General features: G+C 56.5%; 19 protein-coding genes and 1 pseudogene. 13 read left to right on the plus strand and 7 right to left on the minus strand.

The window, feature by feature from the left end; translation table 11 throughout:
- From ACR0K5_RS19065 to ACR0K5_RS19090, 6 genes and pseudogenes are all read right to left on the minus strand, one after another.
- Window positions 1-157: pseudogene (locus ACR0K5_RS19065) on the minus strand (citryl-CoA lyase); the annotation flags it as partial.
- Entirely contained in the window at window positions 154-2,037 is a 1,884-nt protein-coding gene (locus tag ACR0K5_RS19070) for a bifunctional sugar phosphate isomerase/epimerase/4-hydroxyphenylpyruvate dioxygenase family protein (protein ID WP_480534102.1), read from the minus strand. The gene ACR0K5_RS19070 and the pseudogene ACR0K5_RS19065, both read right to left, overlap by 4 nt.
- Window positions 2,037-3,332: a TRAP transporter large permease gene (locus tag ACR0K5_RS19075; protein ID WP_480534100.1), complete on the minus strand. Its 1,296-nt coding sequence runs from the start codon at window positions 3,330-3,332 to the stop codon at window positions 2,037-2,039. The genes ACR0K5_RS19070 and ACR0K5_RS19075 overlap by 1 nt, the downstream gene beginning before the upstream one ends.
- A complete protein-coding gene (locus ACR0K5_RS19080; RefSeq protein ID WP_480534098.1) occupies window positions 3,329-3,889 on the minus strand; it encodes a TRAP transporter small permease in 561 nt (186 codons plus the stop codon). The genes ACR0K5_RS19075 and ACR0K5_RS19080 overlap by 4 nt, the downstream gene beginning before the upstream one ends.
- A 31-nt stretch (window positions 3,890-3,920) precedes the next feature.
- Window positions 3,921-4,931 (minus strand): TRAP transporter substrate-binding protein DctP, encoded by a 1,011-nt coding sequence (dctP, locus tag ACR0K5_RS19085; protein WP_480534096.1) that lies wholly within the window; start codon window positions 4,929-4,931, stop codon window positions 3,921-3,923.
- A gap of 98 nt (window positions 4,932-5,029) precedes the next feature.
- Window positions 5,030-6,112 carry a Gfo/Idh/MocA family protein gene (locus ACR0K5_RS19090; RefSeq protein WP_480534094.1) on the minus strand — a complete coding sequence of 361 codons (1,083 nt, stop codon included), beginning with the start codon at window positions 6,110-6,112 and terminating at the stop codon, window positions 5,030-5,032.
- Window positions 6,113-6,279: 167 nt separating this feature from the next.
- Between ACR0K5_RS19090 and ACR0K5_RS19095 the strand changes: the two genes are divergently transcribed.
- The 5 genes from ACR0K5_RS19095 (at window position 6,280) to repC (ending at window position 12,307) form a co-directional block, all read left to right on the plus strand.
- Window positions 6,280-6,933: a GntR family transcriptional regulator gene (locus ACR0K5_RS19095; protein WP_480534127.1), complete on the plus strand. Its 654-nt coding sequence runs from the start codon at window positions 6,280-6,282 to the stop codon at window positions 6,931-6,933.
- A 108-nt stretch (window positions 6,934-7,041) separates the two neighbouring features.
- Window positions 7,042-7,725, plus strand: coding sequence for an IS6 family transposase (locus tag ACR0K5_RS19100; protein WP_480534092.1), 684 nt, complete (start codon window positions 7,042-7,044; stop codon window positions 7,723-7,725).
- Between the two features lie 1,120 nt (window positions 7,726-8,845).
- On the plus strand, window positions 8,846-10,045 hold the full coding sequence (repA, locus tag ACR0K5_RS19105) for a plasmid partitioning protein RepA (protein ID WP_480534090.1): 1,200 nt from the start codon (window positions 8,846-8,848) through the stop codon (window positions 10,043-10,045).
- Window positions 10,045-11,013, plus strand: a complete 969-nt coding sequence (gene repB / locus ACR0K5_RS19110; protein ID WP_480534088.1) for a plasmid partitioning protein RepB — start codon at window positions 10,045-10,047, stop codon at window positions 11,011-11,013. The genes repA and repB overlap by 1 nt, the downstream gene beginning before the upstream one ends.
- A 238-nt stretch (window positions 11,014-11,251) precedes the next feature.
- On the plus strand, window positions 11,252-12,307 hold the full coding sequence (gene repC / locus ACR0K5_RS19115; protein WP_480534086.1) for a plasmid replication protein RepC: 1,056 nt from the start codon (window positions 11,252-11,254) through the stop codon (window positions 12,305-12,307).
- Window positions 12,308-12,580: 273 nt separating this feature from the next.
- Here repC and ACR0K5_RS19120 read toward each other — a convergent pair whose 3' ends face one another.
- On the minus strand, window positions 12,581-13,783 hold the full coding sequence (locus ACR0K5_RS19120) for a Fic family protein (RefSeq protein WP_480534125.1): 1,203 nt from the start codon (window positions 13,781-13,783) through the stop codon (window positions 12,581-12,583).
- A gap of 471 nt (window positions 13,784-14,254) precedes the next feature.
- Here ACR0K5_RS19120 and ACR0K5_RS19125 point away from each other — a divergent pair, with 471 nt between their 5' ends.
- The 8 genes from ACR0K5_RS19125 (at window position 14,255) to ACR0K5_RS19160 (ending at window position 24,647) form a co-directional block, all read left to right on the plus strand.
- Window positions 14,255-15,187, plus strand: coding sequence for an ArdC family protein (locus ACR0K5_RS19125; RefSeq protein WP_480534084.1), 933 nt, complete (start codon window positions 14,255-14,257; stop codon window positions 15,185-15,187).
- Between the two features lie 70 nt (window positions 15,188-15,257).
- A complete protein-coding gene (locus tag ACR0K5_RS19130) occupies window positions 15,258-15,647 on the plus strand; it encodes a DUF3768 domain-containing protein (RefSeq protein ID WP_480534082.1) in 390 nt (129 codons plus the stop codon).
- A gap of 156 nt (window positions 15,648-15,803) precedes the next feature.
- Window positions 15,804-17,777 carry a ParB/RepB/Spo0J family partition protein gene (locus tag ACR0K5_RS19135; protein ID WP_480534080.1) on the plus strand — a complete coding sequence of 658 codons (1,974 nt, stop codon included), beginning with the start codon at window positions 15,804-15,806 and terminating at the stop codon, window positions 17,775-17,777.
- Between the two features lie 75 nt (window positions 17,778-17,852).
- A complete protein-coding gene (locus ACR0K5_RS19140; protein WP_480534078.1) occupies window positions 17,853-18,446 on the plus strand; it encodes a regulator in 594 nt (197 codons plus the stop codon).
- Window positions 18,446-19,102 (plus strand): DUF6927 domain-containing protein, encoded by a 657-nt coding sequence (locus ACR0K5_RS19145; protein ID WP_480534076.1) that lies wholly within the window; start codon window positions 18,446-18,448, stop codon window positions 19,100-19,102. The genes ACR0K5_RS19140 and ACR0K5_RS19145 overlap by 1 nt, the downstream gene beginning before the upstream one ends.
- Before the next feature lie 105 nt (window positions 19,103-19,207).
- Complete coding sequence (locus ACR0K5_RS19150) at window positions 19,208-23,476, plus strand: strawberry notch-like NTP hydrolase domain-containing protein (RefSeq protein WP_480534074.1); 4,269 nt, start codon at window positions 19,208-19,210, stop codon at window positions 23,474-23,476.
- A 14-nt stretch (window positions 23,477-23,490) separates the two neighbouring features.
- A complete protein-coding gene (locus ACR0K5_RS19155) occupies window positions 23,491-23,796 on the plus strand; it encodes a hypothetical protein (protein WP_480534072.1) in 306 nt (101 codons plus the stop codon).
- Between the two features lie 122 nt (window positions 23,797-23,918).
- A complete protein-coding gene (locus ACR0K5_RS19160; protein ID WP_480534070.1) occupies window positions 23,919-24,647 on the plus strand; it encodes a DUF736 family protein in 729 nt (242 codons plus the stop codon).
- Window positions 24,648-24,740 lie beyond the last annotated feature (93 nt).

A 24,740-nucleotide genomic window follows, 5' to 3' on the forward strand; every position in this document is an offset into this window, starting at 1 on the left:
GCAGATCGCCCCGCACCATCAGCCAGATCATCTGCGGGAAAGATACGTTCCCGATCAGATCCTCAATGGGATGGCCACGAAACGCGATCTGTCCGGGTTTCATGTCGACGATGGAGGTACGCCACCAGTGGCGGATCGCATCCGTGTCTTCGTTCATAAAGCCTGTCTTTCCTGTAGATGGTGCATTTGCGCGGCGAGGCGAATGGGTGCGTTGCGCGCACCGTATCCTTGGTATCCGCCCTTCCGCTGGACGATTTCGAAAAAGAACCCGCGAAAAATCGGGGCACTGTAGATCTGAAAATACTCCGCGCCGCCGACACGGTCGTAAAGAATGTGCCCGGAGCGAAGCTGGTCGATCAGATCGGATTCCAGCGGGAAGGTTACAGCCAGATTATCATAGTAATTGCCCGGCATCTCCAACCGCTGGAACCCCGCAGCGCGCAAATGTGCAGAGGTCTCGAAAATATCGTCAGTCAGAAACGCGATATGCTGCACGCCCGCACCAATCTGGTCGGCCAGAAACGCTCCGGCGAAAGTGCGCCGTTCACCTGCCCCGTTGAGGTTGAGCCGAACTTCGCCTTCGGGACTGGCCAGCGCCTGGCTGAGGATGATACCCGAAGGGTCCGCCACATCGACAACTGGCGCCTTCTCCATCTCGAATGTTGAGGTGTAGTAGGTCAGCCAGCTTTGCATTTCCTGATAGCGCATGGTCTGGGCTATATGGTCGATCCGTCGCAGACCCGCAGGCGGGATCGCCTCGGTCTTGGGCACGGCATCGAACTCTATGTCCCAGACCCGGTGCAGATCGGATTTTTCGTCTATGAAGTGCACAACGCTTCCTCCGACCCCCTTGATCGCTGGAATGTCTAATTCACCGGTTCCGACCGGCTGCGAAAATTCGGGCGCGCCTAGACGGGTGGCGCGTTCGACTGTCTGGGCCGCATCACTGACGCGGAGGCCCATGTCGCAGACCGAGGGCCCGTGTTCGGCAAAGGCATCTGCAGCAAAGCCTGTTACCTCAGCGTTGATGACCAGATTGATCGCACCTTGACGCCACAACTCGACCGATTTCGAAACGTGCTGACGCTCCTTGCGAAAGCAAAGGCTGCCAAGCATATCGGTCAGTGTAGCGTGGGAACCGGCGTCGGTCGCGAATTCCACAAATTCGATCCCTTTGGGATAGACCGGAGGTGGCAGGTTGGGCAGAGGCGGTACTAGTGACGGCTCGCTTTGTGCAGCTCCGTCCAAGAGCGAAACCAGTGCCCGGAACCCATCGCGAGCATAGGTTTTGCGGCTGCCCTGTGCAGTATCGCTGACCCGGGCCAGCGACCAAGGCCCGTCATATCCCGACCGGGCGATCACCCGCACAAACCCATCTAGGTTCAGGCCGCCTTGCCCCGGCAACCGGCCGAAATGGCTTTTTAGGCGCGAAATGTCAAAATTCAGTATCGGCGCGTCGGATAGTTGAACATGAAATAACCGCTGCCCGGGAATATCGCGTAAACGTGCGGGCCGGGAACCGTCCGCCAGCGAGAAGAAAGAGTTGAGCGCCAGCCCCAGATGCGGAGAATCGACGGCTTCCACCAACCGCAAAGCCTCTGCCTCGCTTTTGACATGCTGCGCCCAAGGCAGCGCGAGCAACGCGGCTCGGCAGCCTGCCTGTCCGACCCTTTCGGCGAGCGCGGTAAGATCGGCGCAAGTTGCGCCTACATCACCGCTGGCAGACGGGTGTGTCGACGTGCCGACCAAAAGTGTCTTAGCACCTAGCGCGCTCATCAGGTCTAGCTTTTGATCCAGCCGAGCGAAGGCAAGTTCGCGGGCGGAGCCGATAAGCCCTTCGAAATCGTGAAATGGTTGGAAAACCTCGACAGCTAGACCGAGAGCTTTGGCCCGCCTGCCAATTTCGGTGACATTGGCGGCTGAACCGGTGAGGTCAGGCTCGTATAGCTCAATCCCACTAAAACCGGTCCTGGCGATCTCTTCAAGTTTTTGAAAGAGATCGCCAGGAACTGATGTCGTGGCGACGCAAAGCCGCATTAGCCCTGATACCCTAGGAGTCTCGGCAGCCAGAGGATAATGTCGGGCATTAGCATCATCGCAATTAGCGCTATAATCAGCACCGCCAAGAAGGCCCAGACCTCGGAAATGATCTCGCGCAGCGGAATATCTGTCACGGCATTGATCACGAATAGCAGGATGCCATAGGGTGGCGTGATCAATCCGATCATCGAGTTCACGACGACCAATACACCGAAGTGCACAAGGTCGATACCCAACGCTTCACAGGTAGGGATGAAGAGCGGAACGATCACGAGGATAATTGTGGTCGCATCCAGCACACACCCCAGAACCAGGATCAGGATATTCACGAGGACCAAGAACAGAAGCGGATGAACATCGGCCCCTTCCAGCAGGGCCGAGATCGACTGTGGAATCTGTTCCTGTATCACGATGAAATTCAGGATAAACGCGCCGCCAATAACAATTCCGACTGAGGCCGATGAACGCGCGCTTTCGACGAAGACTTGATACAGCTTGCCCAGCGAGATTGCTCGGTAGAACATCGCCGCCAACGATAACGCATAGAAAGCGGCCACGGCAGCGGCTTCCGTCGGGGTCGTGACCCCACCGTAAATCCCGTAAAGCAGGATCGCCGGCATCAGCAGAGCCGGAAACGCGTTGGCCGTTTTCGCTGGCAGTAATCTTAGCGGCACCGGCTCTTCCAGAGCGAAGTTGCGCTTTTTCGCCAGATAAGTGTTCATTGCCATCAGAACCGCACCCATGATCAGCCCCGGCAGGATCCCGGCCAGGAATAGAGAGCCGATCGACGCCTTGGAGACCAGCGCATAAAGAACCATCGGAATCGAAGGCGGAATGATTGGTCCAATTGTGGCAGAGGCTGCGGTGATCGCGGCGGCGTATCCGCGTGGATAGCGACCGTCCTTGGTCATCATTTCGATGATGATCTTGCCAATCCCCGCCGCATCAGCGACCGCCGACCCGGACATGCCGGAAAAGATTAGCGATGCAACCACGTTGACGTGCCCAAGACCGCCTTTGAACCGTCCGACGGCCGCCACGCAAAAGTTCAATAGGCGGTCGGTGATCGAGCCCGCATTCATGATGTTGGCGGCAACGATAAACAAAGGCACGGCAAGCAGGATCGTACTTTTGTAAAAGCCCTGCAGGATTTTTTCACCTGCCAGCGCGACGTCCAGTCCGGCGACAGCAAGATAGGCGACCGAGGCAAGCAGGATGGAGTAACCAATCGGCGTGCCTATTCCCGCAAGCAGGAACAGGGTTACCAGCAAAGAGAGAAGTTCGATGCTCATTTCTCTTTTCCTTCAGCGGAGTTACCTTCTTCCTCGTGCATCGCTTCAACCACGATTTCGAGTTCAGTCTTGGGCGGACCGTTTTTCGAAATGTCGAAGAACATCCAGGCATAGCGCGCGGCCACGGCCACGATGAAAACGGCATAGATCGAAAAGACATCTCGCATCGGGATCTTGTTGCCGGTAAACGGGTTTTTCACGGTTGTAGTCTTCCGGATCTTCATCCAGTCGATGTAGTCCCAGGTCGGCAACAGTGTATAAAGCATACCGATCACCATCGCGGCGGCCGTAATTAACGCGAAAATCGTTCGTGTGCGGCGGCTCACTGACAGATAGATGATGTCAAAGCGGACATGGTCTGCCTCGCGTACCGTGAAGGCGCAGGCAAAAAAGATCACCCAGACCCACAGAATTCCGATCAGTTCCAGCGTCCAGCCAGCCGGCGTGAAGAAATAGCGTAGAACGATCTGCAGAAGGAAAATTCCGAAGATTGCCGCCAGCATTCCGGCGGCAATCGCTTCTGTTATTCGGGAGAACCCCTTGATTAGCACTTTCATAACATCCTCCCTGTTTTAGTCGGTCTTTGGATCAGTTACCGAGGGCGTTGATCTGTTCCAGAGCACCTTCTGGCCAGGAAGCAGCAAATTCGCTTTCAAGGTACATAGACTGAACCTGGTCGCGGAAAGCGGCGAGATCAGGCTCATAGACGGCCAGACCCTGCTCTTCTAGAAAAGCGACCAGTTCCTCCTCTTTCTTGAGCTGGCCCTGACGACCTGATTCCGCGGCCGCATCTGCTGCTTCCTGAACCTTTGCCTGCTGCTCAGGCGTCATGCTGTCCCACACGCCTTTTCCGATCGCGATGTAGTTTAGGTCCACCAGATGTGAGGTCAGGACGATTTGTCCCGTGACTTCATAAAACTTGGCGTCCACAACGGTTGGAAGCGGGTTGTCCTGCCCATCGACGGCACCAGTCGAAAGCGCGGTGTAGACTTCGGAAAAGGACATCGGCGTGGGAGCGGCACCCAGGGCCTTGCCCAGGAATTGCCATGCGTCGGTGCCCGGCATACGCAGGTTCACTCCGGCCAGATCGGCAGGGGTATTTACAGTCAGTTCATCCTTGGTTTGGCGCAGATTCACTTGACGACGGCCCAAATACATGACCGATAACAGCTTGACGCCCAGATCGTTCTCGACGACTTCCTTGAACGGTTCCATCAGCGGGTCATTGAAGACCGCAACCTGGTGTGCGGCGTCCTGGTGGACGTAACCGGCGGTGAATATCGAGAACTCGGGGAAAAACTGAGCCAGTTCTTGCGCCGAGGTGATCGACATTTCAAGGTTACCGCGGCTGATCGCATCAAGTTCGGTACCCTGTGCAAAGATGGTGCCGTTGTAGCTTGGCTGATAGTCCACGAAATCCGCGACCATCGGGGCAAAGACCTCGGCCATGGCGACCGAGCGCTGGTCAGTCTCGGAACCGGATGTCGCCATCCGCAGGGTAATCTTGTCGTCGGCAAAGGCTGGCGCCACCCCACTTGCAGCAAGACCGACTGCAGTCAGAGTAGCAAGCGCCGTGCGCCGGGCGAATTTGGTGATCATGATTATCCTCCCTCTGATAAGTCCGTGGATATGGCCTTAAGTGTACCGCAGATTTTTTTACTTTAGCAAGATAAAATACAAAATACCCGATATTTTGATCAATCAATGATCTCCAGCGGCGAAGTCTCCGCCGTTTCGGCGCAATTTACAGCAACTTCAATGCCCGTTTCGGCCGAAGAAGCGATCGCCTCGACAACTTCAAGTGATCGCAGTCCCTGCAATCCTGACACCAACGGCTCCTCACGGCCGCGAATAACATCCGCGAAGTGGTTCATCTGAGTGACCAGTGGATCTTCGGATTCACATGTTAACGATGTTGCCGAAATCGGCGCCCACCAATCCGGTTCTGCCTCATGCCGCCATAACCTGAGGTCGGGTAATGACAATCCACCCCTGGACCCTCCGATCAGGTAACAGCTTTCGTTCGCAGCCGGATAGGCCGGATTTTCTCTGGACGTCAGCTCCCAGCTCCAGGGTGACACGATGCTGTCAGAAACCGAGATCGTCGCCACCGCGCCGCTTTCGAATGTCAAGATGGCTGAGGCGAGATCCTCGTTTTCGAACCCGCGCGCCGATGGAACCGAAATCGCCCGAACCAAGCTGACATCGCCACAAAAATGGCGCAGAAGATCAACATCGTGCACAAGGTTGACAGAAATCGGTCCGGCGCCTTTTTTCGTCCGCCACGGGGCTGTTTCGAAATAGTAGTCCGGCTTGTAGAACCAACAGGTCGCCTGCACCGCACGTATATCGCCGATTGCACCCGCAACAATTGCTGCTTTGGCAGCCTTGACCATACCGTTGTGACGCCGGTGATGCCCCACCAGTAATGGCAGACCCGCTTTAGCGGCGGCTTTTGTCAGAATGTCTGCTTCCGCGGCTGTCACGGCGATCGGCTTTTCGATCAGGACAGGAGAGCCGTTTGCATAGCAGTTCAGGGCCTGCTCAGTGTGCATAGGCGTCGGCGTTGCCAGAACAATACCGTCTGGTTTGGCGGCCGCGAAAAGTTCGTCCAGCGAGGCAAACACGTCTACTCCCAACTCCATCGCGGCTCGGCGGCATTTTTCGTCCGGATCAACGATGGCTGAAAGCCTCAGGCCCGGAGACCGCCGCAAGACCTCGGCATGTCGGCGGCCGATCAACCCAAAACCAACGACGGCGATGTTTGTGATGTCTGACATAAGCTGATTCTTTCGATTTCCGGGTTATGATCACAACCTTAACAATCTTCATGTGATGTTTTCAATATCATATGATGTTAATACGAATTGATGAATTTCGACACCGTTGCGAACTAACATACATATGTTATTCTGCATGATGAATTTGGAGAAATCTGGTGAAACACATGGCAAAACAGCCGTCTACCATAGGTGCCAGCACCTATCAGCGCATTAAGCGGGATATTATCTTCGGAGAGCTGAAACCCGGCTCCAAACTGAAGCTGGATGCATTGAAGATACGCTATTCAGCAAGTCTTTCGACACTGCGTGAAACCCTTAACCGACTTGCCAGCGACGGATTTGTCGAAGCGCCAGAGCAGCGGGGTTTCCTGGTTACGCCGGTTTCTCGGGAGGATCTGACCGAGATATCAGAGCTGCGTGTCTTGCTGGAATGCCACGCACTGGAACTGTCTATCAAGAACGGTGACACGGATTGGGAAGGGAACCTCGTCGCAGCGCATCATAAGCTACATTTGATGGAGCAGCGGCTTCTCAAAGGGGATGACTCCGAAAAAGAGACTTGGAAACGGTATGATTGGGAATTTCACCAAGCAATGATTGCAGCCTGCAATTCAAGGAACCTCCTGTCCGTACATTCGATAATTTATGACAAATACCTTCGGTATCAGATGCTTGTACTAACCTATCGGGGAGCGGAAGCGGTTGAAGAGCACAAGCTTATGTTTCAGGCGGCTCTAGACCGGGACCATGAACGCGCGGCGGAGATCCTAAAGGGGCATATTGAGAAGGGTCTTGAGCACACACTCGCAGCACTTTAACAGGATATGAATGTGTAGACGGATGTGTCGCAAACTATGAAGCCCAATTGACGAACATGCGTGATCTGACGTTTGTTCCCATCGAATAGTTTTCGAACAGGTTTCAACATGATCTCATTGACAGGCTGCCATTTCCCCAAGGATGCGGTTTTGTACGCTGTATATTTCTATTTGCGGTACACGGTTTCCTATCGTGACTTGGAAGAGATCATGGCCGAGCGCGGCGTGGATGTGGACCACGCCACTCTCAACAGGTGGGTTGTGAAGTACTCACCGATGATCGCAGCGAGAGCACAATCGAAAAAACGCCCAACTCTGAGTTATTGGCGCATGGACGAGACATATGTTCGTGTTCGCGGCAGGTGGATGTACCTCTATCGGGCTGTCGACAAAGCTGGGAACACCCTTGATTTCATGCTGTCTGAGCGGAGAAACCGACCAGCAGCATCCAGGTTCTTCGCCAAAGCCCTGTCTTCCAATGGAATTCCAAACAAGATCGTCATTGACAAAAGTGGGGCCAACGCGGCGGGCATTCGAGAAGTAAACAAAATCCTCAATCGGTTTGGCTGCCCAGCCAAGATCCAAACAGTGAGGTCCAAGTATTTGAATAACATTATTGAGCAGGACCATCGGTTCATAAAGCGTCGCGGCCGGCACATGTGCGGGTTCAAATCGTTCAGATCCGCCTCTGCCACTCTGGACGGCATCGAGGTCGCCAACATGATCCGCAAGCGGCAATTCCCCAGCACAAATGCATCTGGTTTTCGGCTATTCGCCGAGATCGCAGGATAAGTGTGTCCAGTACATATCTGACCCTGGCCGCTCCAAGAGCTTGCGACACATCCGCAACCATTCCCGGATATTTCTGTATTGCTGACTCCCTACCCTCCATACGCGCAAAACAGGACGCTTTTGCGCGCTACATCCGGCATTGCTACGAATTATTATTATACTTGATAAGTATCCCTTATCGCATCTGATTGATTTTGCACGGAAACTGGCCCAAAATAGCAGCCATTATCGGTTTTCTTAAACCACTGGATTCGCGACGGCTTTGGTCCAAAACCCGTAGACCCCTGCCCTGCTCCGACAACAAACCTTTGTCGATGCAGCCCCGTAATCTGCAATTTTGTAAACACGTACCGGCACACATTCCGTCTGCGTCTGCGCTGCAAGGACTAGCGCAGCACGAGGCCAACCAAGGAAAATGAAGAAAACAAGAAAGTGTCGTCCACAGGTTTGGGAAATTCGACAGTCCCTGCGCGTTATCTGCCCTGTCCCTCCCCTGCCCTCTCGGTCGAAGATCAGGAGGCGCTGACTGATCTCTATGTGCACGGCATACCGGTCAACGCGCCGCGCGGTTTGGCACCCGTTCACAAGGACGAATCTGTTACCACCCCTGTCGGAAATTTTTGGTTTGTAACTGACCGGCCTGGCTTCGCCGACAGGTAGGTGCCCTGCCCTATCGGTCTCGACAATAAATAGTCGCTTGTCCAGACTTGCCTGGTATTAGACACCGCTGGTACGAACGAAGCAAATTCACGATTAAAGAATGGCGATGGATCGATACGCCTCCGCACACCGAATCCCGTAGAACCCGGCAGATAGCGACGCCTCGATCATCAAAATACTTCAGTACTAGCTAGGGTTCACATCTCAGCCAAACAAAACTCCAAGATAGCGGACATACGCAATTCTTGGTATTATTTCGTTTTACTTCAATGATTTAAATCAAATCCCACATGTCAAACCCTATTGGTGCTGTGGATAACTTTTACACTACATTTAGATTTTTCTTGCCGGACACACATGTTCATGGCATTCCCTTACTGACGGCAAAAAGCGTCAGACACGCTGTATACCGTCAGAACAACCAAGAGCCTTAACAAAGGCCATGAGTAGGCGGCAGTACATGGATGAACGTAACGTTGGATACACGCAAGGTATAGGATCTTCTGACATCGGAGGATTTGCCGACAATCTGGCTGAATCCCTGGATCGCCAGATGAAGATTGCCTTCGAACCTGAGGAACGAAAGGCCCTACGACGCTTCAGTTCTACTGAAGTTGCGGGTCTTCTGCGCGTTAGCACTTCAAACCTACGCAACCGGCATAAAGACGGCAGCTTCCCTGAAGTGCACACTGACAATCGAGGTCACAGGTTCTACTCGGCTCAAGAAGTTGATGAATTGCGTGACATCTTGGTACGCACAGGAAAGAACGCTGAAGCCTATCGCCCTGGGCGACGCGAGGGCGACCGCCTTCAAGTCATCTCGGTCGTAAATTTCAAAGGCGGTTCCTCAAAAACGACAGCGACAATCCATCTTGCGCAAAGGTATGCTTTACGCGGCTACCGAGTGTTGGTCTTAGATCTCGATCCGCAAGCAAGTTTGACGACGTTCTTTGGCTTCCGACCTGAACTCGAGTTCGCAGAAGGCGGCACAATCTATGATGCCCTGAGATATGAGGAGCAAGTCCCTCTATCGTCTGTTATTCAAAAGACATATTTCCACAAGCTCGACATGGTCCCAGCCGGGTTGATGCTCTCCGAGTACGAGACCGAAACAGCAAACGCCCTCACACGGAGGACGCAGCCCATTTTTGCGGAGCGGCTCGCGCGTGCTTTGGAAGAGGTCGAAACAGAGTACGACGTCGTCCTGATCGATTGCCCGCCACAACTGGGTTTTCTAACCCTGACCGCTTTGGCAGCCTCTACGGGGCTCTTGGTAACGGTTGTACCCGGTATGTTAGACATCGCTTCCATGAGCCAGTTTCTTAAGCTTGCTTCAGAAACAGTGAAAGCCGTTGAAGAAGCCATTGGTCGGCGCGTTACCTGGGATTTCGTTAAGTTCCTGATCACGAGGTACGAACCTTCCGACGGTCCACAGACACAAATGGCGGGCTACTTAAGATCAATTCTGGCCGGCCAGGTCATGACAGAGCCGATGTTGAAATCGACAGCGATCTCGGACGCAGGTATGACCCAACAAACCGTTTACGAAGTTGACCCAAGCCAGTTCATCAGAAAAACAATTGATCGCGCCCTGACAAGCGTAAACGGAGTCGCTGATGAGTTGGAGCAGACGATCCAAATGGCTTGGGGGCGCCGCTGATGGCACGGAAGATCTTCAATCAGGCTCCAAAGGACGAGAAAGCAAGCGCGTCCCCCTCCCCCGTCCAGCCAAAAGCGGCAAAGCTGCCTGGGTCTGTTGGCGGATTGCGCGACTCTTTGCGCGAGATTACGGCAAACTCGATCCGGGATATTGACCCCGCTCAGATCGACATGGATGGTCTGCGTGATCGGCTAGTGCTGGAAGACGCCAGCATCGATGAATTGGCACAGAGCATTCGCAAACATGGCCAGCAAGTGCCGGTTATGGTGCGCCCATCGGCTGAGCCGGACAGGTATCGTATCATTTATGGCCGTCGTAGGCTTGCCGCAATCCGCAAGGTCGGTGGAACGGTCAAGGCAATCGTTCGGACTTTGGATGACGACGCCTCGTTGATCGCGCAGGGCCAAGAGAACAATCTCAGAATTGATCCATCTTTCATTGAGAAATCATTGTTTATCAAAGAGATGCAAGAATCTGGGTATAAGCCCGGCGTCATTCAGGATGCTCTGGGCTTAACCCGGCAAGGCGTATCCAACCACCGGGTAGTAATAGAACAACTGCCTGATGGGTTAGTTCATCTCATCGGGCCAGCCCATGGGATCGGGCGTCGGCAGTGGGGTGATCTAGCTGCATTATCGGAGAAAATAGATTTGGTGGACATCGCCAAGAAGGTAATCGCCGCCCTGCCCGACGACACTCCGAGCCCCGAGAAATTCCAGGCGGTCTACACCGCTTGCTCGAGCAAAGCCCGTGGAGAAAAAAGGCCAATCAGTCGCGGTCAGACATCGGTGATCAAAGATACGAACGGCGGTTCTTTGGGCACTCTAACGGTCGATGACAAAACTATCGCCATCAAGGTCCTCAAAAAGGACAACCCTGAATTCGGCCAGTGGCTCGAAGAGCGCGCAGACGTCACACTTTTGCAACTCTTCGAGCAATGGCGGAATGAAAGCGGCTCGGGATCCTAACCCCAGCCAAAAGGCAAAACACGAGCAGAGGAGAAAAGCGAAGACCGAAAAGAAAAGAGCCCCCCAAAGTTTCCCCTGGAGAGCCCTCATCATCTGATTAGCACCTATGATGTAGCAATCTCCAGCAAACCGGTCAAGAGTCACCGATTCGGTGGACCAACTTTTATTGCCTTTTCCCTTAAGAAGTCCGGGGAAGAGACGGGGAAGGTGTGGGCCAAATGGTCATCGTTAACAAACCATGGCATTCACAAAACTATCGATCGGAAGCGCTGAACTCGATGCGCAATCCAATTCAACATCATCATCTGAAACCGACGTCTGGACCATTTTCAGAGCTCTGAGAGACGCGCGCAGCGTGTTCGGTCTACGGCCCGGCCACATGCAAACACTCCAAGCGATGCTGAGTTTTTTGAAGCCAGGTCATGGCGAAACGGTCTTTGCATCCAATACCTCTATCTGCCAGCGAGTTGGCGGAATTGACGAGCGGACGCTACGTAGGCATATCACCCGCTTCATTGAACTTGGTTTCATCAGGCGTAATGACAGCTCGAACTGCAAACGCTACCGTGTTCGCTCGTCCGACGGTGAATGCGTCAGCTTTGGTTTGTCTCTTACCCCCCTACTGCAACGCGCAAGCGAACTCATCGCCATCGCCCAGGAGATGGAGCACATCCGGCGGGATCAAGTTTTTATCCGAAAACTGATCCTGACAAAACTCGCCCATTTGGAAGAAATCGATCCTACAAATTCGTTTATCCAAGACACACGCAGGGCTCTGAGAAGGAAGCTGAGCCTCACCGAATATCGTGCCCTGCTCGCAGACACGGATGCGGAATGTCAGTGCTTGTCCACTCCTGATGACTCGCCTGAAACGATGAAACTGCCCGCCAATGACGGACAAACTGTCCGGCACCAATCTAAGTCTGAAAAAGAAAAAAAAGATTTAGAAAGCAAATCCCCCAATACGAATCTCAGCCCTGAAAAACTGATATCAGTCTGCGATCAAGCCGTATCGTTCTCCACTGACCAGCTTAAAAACTGGTCTGACATTGAGAACCATGCTCGAACGCTCGCCCCAATGATGGGCATTCACCCAGAGACATTCGAAAAAGCAAAGAATACAGTCGGGACCCAGAAAGCTTCCTGCGCAATCTTCTTCATGCTCCAGCTCGGCCAACGCATCAGAGATTTTGGAGCCTACTTTCACAGTATAACTCTGGGTCAGCGACAGAGCCAGTTTGATCCAGCAGCCTTGGTCGAACGTCTCTCAGCTACCAGTAAGCGGACTGCCTGATGTCCACCGCGGTGGACACTTGGTGGGAAGCGAAAGATATCGGGACAACGAGGGCTAAAAATCTTCAAGTCGCATAGGCCAGCACAACTGCACATCATGTACCCCTATCTATGGAAAACGAACCCAAACGATGTTCTCATTGTTTTTTCCCACTTTCTCAGGCAGCGCATCTAGACGTCCACCGCGGTGGACATTGAAATACATGTGCAACCCACTGCCTTGAATATCCAATCAATGATCCTGTCAAATTAGTACCTACGTTACCTGTCATCATCATTCAGGCAGATCACCATCGCCGAACAAGTTAGGGAAAAGACGTTCCCGGTAATCCAATGGGAAAGCTAACCGTACGGGTGTCTTGGGAGAAGATGAGGTTAGGTACCCCGCGGCGGTCAACTTGCTGAGTGTGTTGCGTGCGGTACGTTCCGAGGTCTTGAGCACGACTTGGGCATCGCCCCGTTCCAATGCCCCATGCCTCAAGACGGCTGCAATCAGATCAGGTGCACGCTTGTCATCGATCGTATCCTGAACGAGGCGGCGATAGCGCTTATCCAGTCCGCCGAGATCGAACAGCTTTGCAGAGAATGTGATCTGATCGAGAGTCACTTTCAGGAACCACTCGCTGAAGCTTTTCATGGCCGACTCTGACAGGTTGCCACGCCCATCACGATCTCCACGCCGCGGACTGTCGGCAAGATCCATCATCCTCTTGTATTCGCCTCGGTCAATCAATCCACGCGCAAGTCCACGCGAGACGGACCAGAGGCCTTGACCACCGATCCCTGCGTTCAGAGCCATGGCATGCGACATCAATCTACTGACGCGCCCATTTCCATCCGGGAATGGGTGGATGTAGTTCAGCCGGTGATGCGCGGAGGCAATCGCAATAATCCGCCCGCTGGAGGATCGATCTGCGATCTGAAACCGTTTGTCGAAATGATCCATGAACGATGCAACACGTGATGACGAAGGTGGCAGGTGCCGCCCTACCGCAACTTCCAGGTCTCCTTCCTGACGCATGCGCCCCGGAAAGATCGGCTCTTGCGTTCCGTCGGGATGTTCGATCACCCGAAACTCATCGGGCATCTCTTCGTAGAAGCTCTTATGAACCCAGGTCAGGAACTCAATGGATGTAGGCCGGGGCAGGGTGCCCTCGCGATGCATCTCGTCAATGGTGCGCTGAACAATGACATGCGCGCGCGCCTCTAGTGCGAGGGGCCGGGTCTCTTCTTCCAGCTCTGCGCCGGCAAGTGCACGCTCGATGTCGCGCGGTCGTGTATTGTGCCCTTCTATGAGGTTCGAGTAGTAACAATTCATCACCCTAACCAGATCGGCAAGTTCCGCTGCACTATCCGGGTGCAGCCCCTGTCCAAGTTGTGTGGCTTCTCTCTGGATATCGACCGAGAGGTCTGCCAATTCAGAGGGAATATACTCTTCGAAGAAGCAAGGTTCTATCCTGGCTGGGGTTTCGAGCATTTTTGCCGATCCTTCGTGGTCGTAAAGCAATTGAAAAATATACATATTTACAAATATCTGGCAAGTAATTGCCGATATTTGTTGCCGATCTCGAATGCCGATCCGAAATTGCCCTACTAAATCAAAGACATCCGCATATGTGCTGGACCCCAACAGTCCCGTCTGGTGCCAATGGGTCCGCGGAAAGTGAAAGTGTCCTTTGGGGTTTGTGACTAATGGAAGAAGGGCCTTGGGGTGCTTCTGACGGGTTCGGGCCGGGTTCCGGTCCGTCATTTCTGCTGAAGGATCTCTCATGCAATCATGTGTCTTACGCATGCTGCGTGCAACAGCTGCCTTGTTGCGGCGGTCATGGCCCTGACCACCTTTTGCGATCTTACCAAATATCTCGGCAACAGGATCGTCAACGATCTCAGATCACGCCCTTCCTCCTGGTCACGAACTTCCCAACCAACATTCGAAAGGAAGCCAGCCATGGCCCGATCCCGTACGCCTAAATTCGATGCCTCAGAGGCCATCACAAACGAAATCATCCGCATCCTTGAGCGCGGTGTCTTGCCATGGCGCAAACCCTGGACAGCTGGTGGCGGCACGCGACCGCTACGCGTTGGCGGAGAGCCTTACCAAGGTATCAACAATTTCCTGCTGACCATGCGGACGCTCATGGCCGGCCACAGTTCTCCCTTCTGGATGACGATCCCGCAGGCCAACGCGCTGAATGCCAAGGTCCGCAAGGGCGAAAAGTCTTCCGTGGTGGTTTACTATGGTCAGTGCCGGACAAGAGGGGAGGGAGGTGACGACGCCGACGATGGTGATGTTGAAGGGACTCGAGCCTTTCGCTTCCAGAAACCATACCGTGTCTTCAACGCTTGCCAGATCGAAGGGCTTCCGCACAGTTTTCACCCTGAACCAAATGCAGAGCCGGATCACCCACCTGCAAAACCCATCCCGCACATCCAGCAGTTTTTTGATGCCATCGACATCACCACAGTATTCTCAGGCACCGAGGCCTACTATCTGGCGCCGGTAGACAAGGTCTATATGCCATCCATCACGCGGTTTCAGGATACGAGACGTTTCTATGGGGTCTGGGCCCATGAACTGGCCCATGCGACCAAGGCACCCCATCGGTTGAACCGGGATTATGGCCTTACCCAATTTGGCAACACCTCTTATGCCCGCGAAGAGATCGTGGCGGAACTGACGTCTTGCTTCCTGGGGCAGGAGCTTGGTTTCTCTGCGCACACGCTCGAGATGAATGCCTCCTACCTTTACAGTTGGTTGTGCGTCTTACGCTCGGACAAGAACGCGATCTTCAAGCATGCAGCCGATGCGCAGCGCGCTTGCGACTATCTGATCGCAAGATCTGAGGCGGGTAGGGCAGGGGAAACCGATCAGGCCGCTTGAGTTGAGATACTCAGGCAAAGGGAAAGAGGGCTTTGGGACGGGTGTTTCAAATCTTCCAAAGGAGAACCCCATGACCGACACCGCGCTGCTTGTGACAGACCGTCCGAACCCTCATGTGATTGCCGCGCAGAACGATGCCTTCCGCAAATTGGCCTGTCTTGGACTCCCACCTGAACGGCCCATTCCGGGTCGGATGCATGTAACCCGATCGCTGATCGAGGCCGGAGATGGCTTCATGACCGAAGCGATAAAAGCCACAGGCGAGTTCGACACGTTCGAGCCCGAGAACGATCCTGACGGATGGCACGACTTTGGTGCTGTCGAGATCCGCGGTGAAACCGTGTTCTGGAAAATTGATCTGTATGAGGCCAACTCCGACTTCCGCTACGGCGCGGAGGCACCGGACAATCCTGCAACCAGCATACGTGTGCTGACCGTCATGATGGCATGCGACTGGTAGGGCAGGGGATGTACCCAAGATCACCACGTCCAAATCTTCGGGCCCGCTGACCCCTCAAAGGGAGAGCGGGCCTATTGTTTTGTGCCCCCCGGATCCGGGGGTTGGTCGCGCATTTGATCGCGCGGTCCGCACAAAATCCATTGAGGAGGACATCCCATGACTGCAAGTTTCAAACCCGTATCCGTTGCAATCGGCGACCTGGTCACTCACCCTGCCAATGTGCGGTGCAATTCCCCCGAATGCTATGCATCCGAGAATATCGCCCATCTCAAGGCCAGCATCGCCGTATTGGGCATTCTCCAGCCTCTTCTGGTACAGAAGATCGACGGTAAGTTTGGCGTTCTCGCCGGTGGCCGTCGCCATGCCGCTTTGCGGGAACTGGCCGCCGACAAAAGCGTGAAGGGCTTTACAAACAAGACCAAGATCGACTGCCGTCTGGTCCCCGACGACTGTGATGTCACGACAGCCCTGTCCCTTGCGGAAAACATCACTCAGGAGCCGATGAACGCCATTGATGAGTTCGAGGCCTTTGCACGCATGATGGAAGTCGATGGGCAGACGCCGGAGACTATCGCAAAGACCTTTGGCACAACCGTCACTGCGGTCAAAGGCCGGTTGCGCTATGGGCTCATTCATCCAGACATCCGTGCCGCGGCTCGCGCCAAGACAATCACACTCGATACGATGAAAGCCTTCGCCGAACATCCGAGCCATGAGGTGCAGCACGAGGTCTTCGAGGCGCTCACGAAGGACGGTGGCTACCTGCAGGCCTATACAGTGCGGCAGGCCCTGAAATCCCGTGGTGTCCAGGTCAGCGACGATATCGGGGCCTTCGTGCGTGAGGATTATGAGGCACGTGGTGGTGCCATCGCGGCGGATCTTTTGGAAGAGCATTCGGTGCTCGAGGATGCGGCGCTCGTCGAGACGATCCTGCTGGAAAAGCTCACCACCGCCGCGGAAGAGGCCCGTCAGAAGATGGGATTTGCCTGGGCCGATGCGGTCGCGCGCTATGATTATTCGGAAATGGCCGACTATGGCCGGGTATATCCCGGACCCATTGAGCCTGATGAAAAAGCGCAGGCGCGCATCGACGATATCGCCGCCGAACTCGAAAAACTGCAGCTCGAGATGGAAGATGAGGGGCTCGATGATGACGCCTACAACTCGCTCTACGAACGTGTGGATGCCCTGGAGGATGAAGCGCGCGATTTGCAGGAGGCCTATAGCGCCGAAGACCTTGCGCGCGCCGGTGTGATCGCGTCGTGGTCCAACGGTCAGGCGACGCTCCATGTCGGTCTCGTGCGCCCCGAGGATAAACCTGAGGTGCCAGACAACCCCACTGGTGCATCTGCTGGCAAAGCGGAGGCGGATGCCGGCGAGATCACCTATCCGGCCTCGCTCGCCGAAGATCTCAAGACCGAGCGGGCGATGGCCCTTGGTGCCGCCATGGCGATGCATCCGGAAGCGACGCTCGATCTGACGCTCTTCAAGCTGGTGAGTGACGTTCTGTGCGCTGGCATGAGTGTCACGACCGCCATCAAGATTGATGCGCGCAAGGAGTATCGCAACCATGCCAAGATGGACGAGATCGATAGCACCTCGCTCGAGCAGGTGTCGGAGACGCATGAAACGCTCGATCTGTCCTGGCTCGATGAGGCCCGGTCGCCTGCCGATCAGTTTGAAGCGTTCCGCGCGCTTGAACAAGGCGAGAAGGCCAAACTCGTTGCCTATGCCACTGCGACCACCACCCAGTCCTGCTTTGCGCGGGACCGGCAGCGCGACAGCCTGATGCATGATTTCGAGGTCGAGATCATGCCCGACATTCGCGCGCATTGGACGCCAAACGCGGCGCTGTTCAACCGCTTCAAGAAGGCCTGGCTCCTGAAGATCCTCGGCGAGGATCTCGGCCTTACCCAAGAAGCGGTCACGTTGGCTACCTCGAGCAAGAAAGAGATCGTCGCCTTTTGCGACAAGCTTTTTGCCGAGCCCTTCGCCACGCTCACGGACGCTCAGCGTGCGGCGGTGGCCGCGTGGTGCCCGCCGATGATGCAGACGGCAGGGGAGACACTTGAGGATGCATCCGAGACCCCGGTGCAGAACACCGAAGACGAAGCCGCGGAAGCGGCCTGAACGATCCATCGACCCGCGCGAGGCGTAGTCCTGCGCGGGTCAGTTCTCTCCCACATCCAATGGAAGGACAGTCCCATGGCTATTCTCAAATTCTCCGCACCATCGGTTGCGGCGCAGATCGATCATGCGCGCGCCTGCAATACGTTCCTGCCCAATTGGAACGGGCCGGTGGACAGGCCCGCCCTGATCCTGATCGTCGGCAATGGCGTACATCTGCGGTCAAACGGTATCGACGGCACGACCACCCGCATCGTCACAACCAAACGGGCCGATCCCTCATTTGCTTTCGCCGAAGGCCTGAATCCGTTTCGTGATCTCGATTGGATGGTGCAGCGCCAGGCTGCGTTCCGGGATCTGACCGGCCAATTCTACACCGATATCCTGGACGATGTGCAGGTGCTCCTCGACCGGGGACTCGGGGCGATCCGGCTCGCCACAGACGGTCACAGCATCCGCATTTTTTTGCGCAGTTCGTCTGACTATCTCATCGGCGGGATGTATGAGGTGCCCTCCGGTCTTGGCGGGACGTTTCGGGTCGTTCTCAAGGACGCCTGTGACAGCTTCGCAATCGTTCAGAATTCCGGCAATTGCGAGGATTTCGACGAGATGTTGCCCTACCGTGTGCCGCTTGATGCGCTCATGGAAATTGATGACCGGAGGGCGGCGTAGTGGGATGGCTGTTTTATACCGACCGCCGCGTCAAATCCTATGCGGATGAGAAGGCGGAGATCGCACGGCTCTGCACATTTGAGACCGACATCCGAAGAACCGAACTGGTCAAAGCCTGCAAGGTCGGCTCGACCTGGTATGCGGCCGCCAAAGTCACGAACCTTGATGGCTCACCCGTCGAAGACAGGACCTATGTGCCCGGTTCTGATGGGTCCATCACCTTCGGGGCTGTCTTCCTCACGCGGTATGATGATGGCTGCTGGGGCTACAAGGACATGGAGGAGAGCGCGGGGCCCGTCGAGTCCCGCGCGCCAATCAACCTGTTGGCGCTACTGTCGGACATCAAAGATCCTGACAGCTACGCCCGTGCCTGGCGTCAGCGGTGTCGGGATTGGGCGGAAATCCCCCATTATGACGAAGGCGACAAAATCAAGCTGGCCGCACCCGTGACGCTGACCGATGGCAGCACCTGCCAATTCATCACTGCGACGCACTACCGGTGCGGGCAGCAAAAACGTCGCTGTTATCGCATCGAGGAAACCGGCGGCCTCGTGCGTCTGTCAAAGGTCTCACTCGCGGGCTCGGAGCTCCTTAGCTCGGCAAAAGGGGCAGCGAGCCCAGTCCTCGCCGAGTTCCTGGCGGGGCAGGAGGAGTGACGAGCAAACTGATACATTATCAGTCGAGCCCTCTTCGCACTCACAAAGTGTAGAGGGGGCTTTTTGTCCTTTGGAATTCAGACCCTGACCCAAAGGACAGACCCCATGGCTGTATCCAGCCCAACACAGACCGCTCACACCATTTCCGAAGCTGATCTCGTTATTGCGCTGCAGCAGATCGGTGCGGAGATCGATCACCAAGCCTTACGCAGTTCATCATTGGCGCGCATCATGCGCGCGTGTTTCGGCGGCAGCGATGCCAGCGGTGCCTGGGATTGGCGCATGGCCTATGACGTGATGCAGGCCGCCGCAGTGCAGGCACTCCTGAACGGTGATAGCGCGCCGGATGAACTATCCTCTGCAAAACTCCTCGCCTTGCGGCTCCTGACGGAGACACGACGTTCGGAGCAGCAGATCCGGCTGCAACAGTTCTCCACGCCGCTGCCCTATGCGGCCCTGGCGGTGCGGGCCGCTGGCATTCGCAAGGATGAGATGGTGCTGGAGCCGTCCGCCGGAACAGGCGCATTGGCCATGTTTGTTGTCCGCGCCGGGGCCAAGGTGATGCTGAATGAGATCGATCCCTTTCGGCAACAGCTCCTGCGGGCTGTCTTCGAATTTGATGTGACGGGCCATGACGGCGAGCATATCGACGATCTCCTGCAGACATCCGTCCAACCCGATGTTGTCGTGATGAACCCGCCTTTTGCCTCTTCGGTCGATCGCTCGAAGGACCGGCACATCGCAGCCAAACATCTTGTCGCTGCGGCCAAGCGCCTCGCACCGGGCGGGCGGCTGGTGGCAATCATGCCGGCGGGGTTCGGACCCGATCGCGACGCGGCGCATTGGTCACGGGTGCGCGGGATTCTGACACCGCGCCTCGCGCTATCCGTCCCCGGGCATGTCTACCGCAAGCTTGGTACCTCCGTGGAAACCCAACTGATGATCTTCGACAAAGTGCAGGAGGACGACGATCTGATCCGCGCCAGCGTGCGAGACCTGGATGAGGCCCTGGGTCATGTCGATGTTGTTGCCGCGACCCGCTGCGAGGCACGCCTCGTGCAGGCAGCGGCGATGCCGTACCCGTCAAAGAGCAGACCTGCGCCCGTCACGCGCAAGAGACCGGTTGCGATTGCCGCTTCCAAGCCCCGCAGCAACGCGGCCGTGCCGCTGACCTTCACCAGCCTTGAGATCCCGCGCGACAATAGGCCGGTTTCGGACATCTATGCGCGCTATCGGCCGCAGCGGATCGATATCGCCGGGGCACAGGACCATCCCACACCGCTGGTCGAAAGCATCGCCATGGCCTCCGTTGCGCCGCCAGCCCCATCAAGCGCAATCACTGAGGGTTTGCGCTTGCCTGCCCGGCTGATCGAAGAGGGCCACCTTTCCGAGGCGCAGCTCGAGACCATCATCATGGCAAATGATGCCCATGCCCGGAACCTGCCCGGCCGGTTCACGATCGATGAGGACCAGGCCCGGATGTCCCGCTGTGACGATGATCCCGAGGCACTTGCCTATCGCCTCGGATACTTCCTCGGCGATGGCACCGGCTGCGGCAAGGGCCGCGAATGTGCCGGACTGATCCTGGTGAACTGGCTCGCCGGACGGCGCAAGGCCGTCTGGGTCTCCAAATCGGCGACCCTCATCGAGGACGCTATCCGCGACTGGACCGATCTCGGGGGCTCGCCCGCAGACATTCAGCCGCTCTCCAAATGGAAACCGGACCAGCCCGTTCCAATGGGCGACGGCATCCTCTTTGTCACCTATGCCACGCTGCGCTCGGCGGGCAAATGTGGCACCACCCGGTTGAGCCAGCTGCTCAAGTGGATGGGCGAAGAGTTTGATGGGGTGCTGGCCTTCGACGAGGCTCACGCCATGCAGAACGCCGCAGGGTCGAGCGAGGGCAGGGGAGTCAAACCCTCCCAGCAGGGGCTTGCGGGCCTCCGTCTGCAACTGGCAACGCCGCGCGCCCGTGTCTTCTATGTCTCCGCCACGGGGGCCACCAGCGTGTATAACCTCGCCTATGCCGCGCGGTTGGGTCTCTGGGGGCAGGGGCCTGAATATCCGTTCCCGAGCCGCGAAAGCTTCGTCTCTGCGATGGAGGCGGGCGGCGTCGCGGCCATGGAGGTGGTAGCCCGCGATCTTAAGACGCTCGGGCTCTATACGGCGCGCGCCCTCAGTTTCGACGGCGTGGAATATGATGTGCTGGAACACGCGCTCACCCCGGCGCAGACCGAGATCTACGATGCCTATGCCTGTGCCTTCCGCACCATCCATCACAATCTCGAAGCCGCGCTGACGGCAACGGGTGTCAATGACGCCTCCGGCAAAACCAATGCCTCCGCCGCGCGCGCCTCTGCCAAATCCCGGTTCGAAAGCACCAAGCAGCGATTTTTCAATCACCTCCTGATGGGCATGAAAGCTCTGACGATCATCCGCGCCATCGAACAGGATCTGACAGATGGATATGCCTGCGTCGTTCAGGTGGTCTCAACCGGCGAAAGCCTGCTGAAACGTCGGCTTGAGGCAATGGACCCGGAAGACGAGCTGGTCGAAGGAGCCCTGACTCCTCGCGACTACGTGCTGAGCTATCTCGAACAGGCCTTCCCGATCCATGCACAAAAGCTCGTCGAGATCGACGGCAATATGGTGGCAGAACCATTACGCGACGACAATGGTGCATTGATTGTTTCGCGCGAAGCGTTGGCCCTGCGGGATGCGGCGATGATGGATCTGATGACACTGGCACCGATCCCTTCTGCGCTCGATCAGATCCTCTGGGCCTTCGGTGACGAGGCGGTGTCCGAAGTGACCGGGCGCTCCATCCGACCATTGAAGGCGGAGGATGGTCACCTCTTCATCGAGAAACGCGCCTCCAGCAGCAATTCCTCCGAGACCCGTGCGTTCATGGACGGCGAGAAAGATATCCTGATCTTCTCCGATGCGGGCGGGACAGGGCGGTCCTATCACGCGGCACAGACAGTGAAAAACCAGAAGCGACGACGCCACTACCTGCTGGAACCCGGCTGGCGCGCCGATGCGGCAATCCAGGGTTTGGGACGCACCCACCGGTCTGCGCAGGTCAGCGCGCCGTTCTTCCGGGTCTGCACCTCGGATGTGCATGGTGAAAAGCGCTTCACCTCCACGATCAGCAAACGCCTCGATCAGTTGGGCGCACTCACCAAGGGCCAGCGTGAGACCGGTTCACAAGGTATGTTCCGTGAGGAAGACAATCTGGAAAGCCCGATCGCACGGGGCGCGCTGCGCGGCTATTATGCCGATCTCGCCGCCGGGCGTGCGGGGGCGATGAGCCATGAGGCATTCACCGATTGGACCGCCTTGCGGCTGACCGATGCGGAGGGGGTATTGCTCGAAGATCTGCCCCCAATCCAACGCTTCCTCAACCGGGTGCTGGCGCTACCCATCCATCTGCAGAACGCGCTCTTTGCGGAATTCATGGGTCGTATTGCCGACCAGACCGAACGCGCGCGCGCTGCAGGCACGCTTGATGTCGGGGTGGAGACCCTGCGCGGCGAGAAGATCGAACAGGTCTCGACCGAAGATCTCTGGACCTGCCCGAAATCTGGCGCGGTGACGCAGATCATCGGGCTCGAGGTGACGAACCCGGTTCATGTGCTGTCAGCTGAAGAGGCCATCGCCCGAAATTCGGACAAACGGTCGATGGTCAATCGTGCCTCCGGGCGCGCGGGCCTGATCTCGGCGCGGCCCATGCAGATGTATGACGAGGATATCGTGACGCTGATGCGCAAGGCCGTGCGGCCGAACGGGTCCAGCTATCTCGAGGAGACCCGTTTTGAGGCGTCCGCCTGGGAGGAGATCGGCAGCTTCGAGTTCATCCACCTTTGGGAGGGAGAGGCCGCCGCCCTGCCGAAAACCTCCACCACCAGGCTCTACCTGTTGACCGGGCTGTTGCTGCCGATCTGGAAAGATATCCCGACCACAAACGAGCGTATCTATCGTGTTACGCCTGATGGTGGCACAAGCATGATTGGTCGCACGTTGAGCGAGGAAGGGGCGGCGGCACTGCGCGCGCGGTTCCTCGTTCCGGATCCGAAAACGCCGCAAGAGATGCTGAGCGCAGCCCTCGGTACCACGACACCTGTCGATCTGGGCCGAGGCCTGACCCTGACGCGCCGCCGTGTCGCCGGCGAGATGCGCCTCGAATTGAATGGTGCCGACAGGGGCATGATTGACGGCCTGAAGGCGTTCGGGTGTTTCACGGAGATAATCGCTTTCCAGCTGCGGGTGTTCCTGCCGCACGGGGACGGTGTCGATTCAGTTGGCATTCTGTCCAGAATTGTCTGCGCAGGCAAAGATGCCACCCAGGATACGGCATCTTTGGCGGCAGAATAGGGAAGGAGGCAAGCATGACACGTGATGAGATCAAATTCGCCGTGGATGCGGGCCAAACCGTGCATTGGGCCAATACCGGCTACATTGTCCACAAGGACCGGCTCGGTCAGTACCTGATCACCTATTTGCCGAACGGAAGCTGCATCGGCCTGACCGACCGGAGCGGGCAACGGTTGAACGGAAAAGAGACGGAGTTCTTCCTCGTCGGATCGGAGAATGTTGACGACGAATACCCGGATCGCCAATCAAGACCAGACGGGCAGGGGAGGGGCACAGCACCTAGAGACGCGGTGGCGCATCCACTCGGACGACGTTTCTGACCCGTAGGCGGGGCTGAAAGGAAAGCGAGCTTTCTGTTTTGTGATCCCATGAGGGGTCGAAAAGCAATCCCGGTTGCCCTGATCAGAGGTCAGGCACCGGCACAAACTGAAGGAAATGACCCATGTTTGCAGGAACCCTGACCAAAACAGCTGAAACCACGGCAACCGCATATTTCGGCATGATCCACAGCAACCGGTTCGACATCGCCATCCAGCTGGAAACCCGCAACAAAATGTCCGAGCGTAGCCCGGATTTCGACGTAACCGCTGTCAACAAGTCGGGTCGCAAGGTGCGCATCGGTACCGCCTGGAACGAGACCGGCAATACCAGCGGCAATCACTATATCTCGATGCAGATCGATGTTGGCTTCGGCCCGTTCCGGGTCAATGCCGTGCAGACGAAAGAGGCGCGCGACGCGAAGAGCGGCGTGTTTGAAATCATCCCGCTTGTTTCAACGGGTACGATGAAATCCGGATCGATCTCCGGCGAATTGACGGCCATGGACGCGGACAACGCCTTCGCGGGCTACATCGCAAACATGATGTTCGACCTCGACTTCACGTTGATCGAGAATGACTTCAAGTCCGAGGACTCGCATCCCGACTATCGGATCGAGATCAGCTCACCGCGCGGCAAGCCAATCCGCGTGGGATCGGCCTGGATGGCCAAGAGTGCTCGCACCGGCAACAACTACCTGTCGCTGCTGGTCAACACGCCCGACGGCGATCTGCGCGTCAATGCCGTTCAGAACGAAGAGCAGCGTGGCGGTCAGACCTTCTCGATCATCCCGTTTGTCGACAGCGGCGAGCAGGATCGGACTGCAAGCGACGTACTGTCGCTGGTTGCTTGACTGAGGAGAAAACCGCAAATTCAGCAGCGCGAGGGGAACCGTGGGTACACGGTTCCCCTTTTTGCCGTGTTGGTTTGGTTGAGAGGGCGACGC

The organism is Ruegeria sp. AB9 (assembly GCF_056542585.1).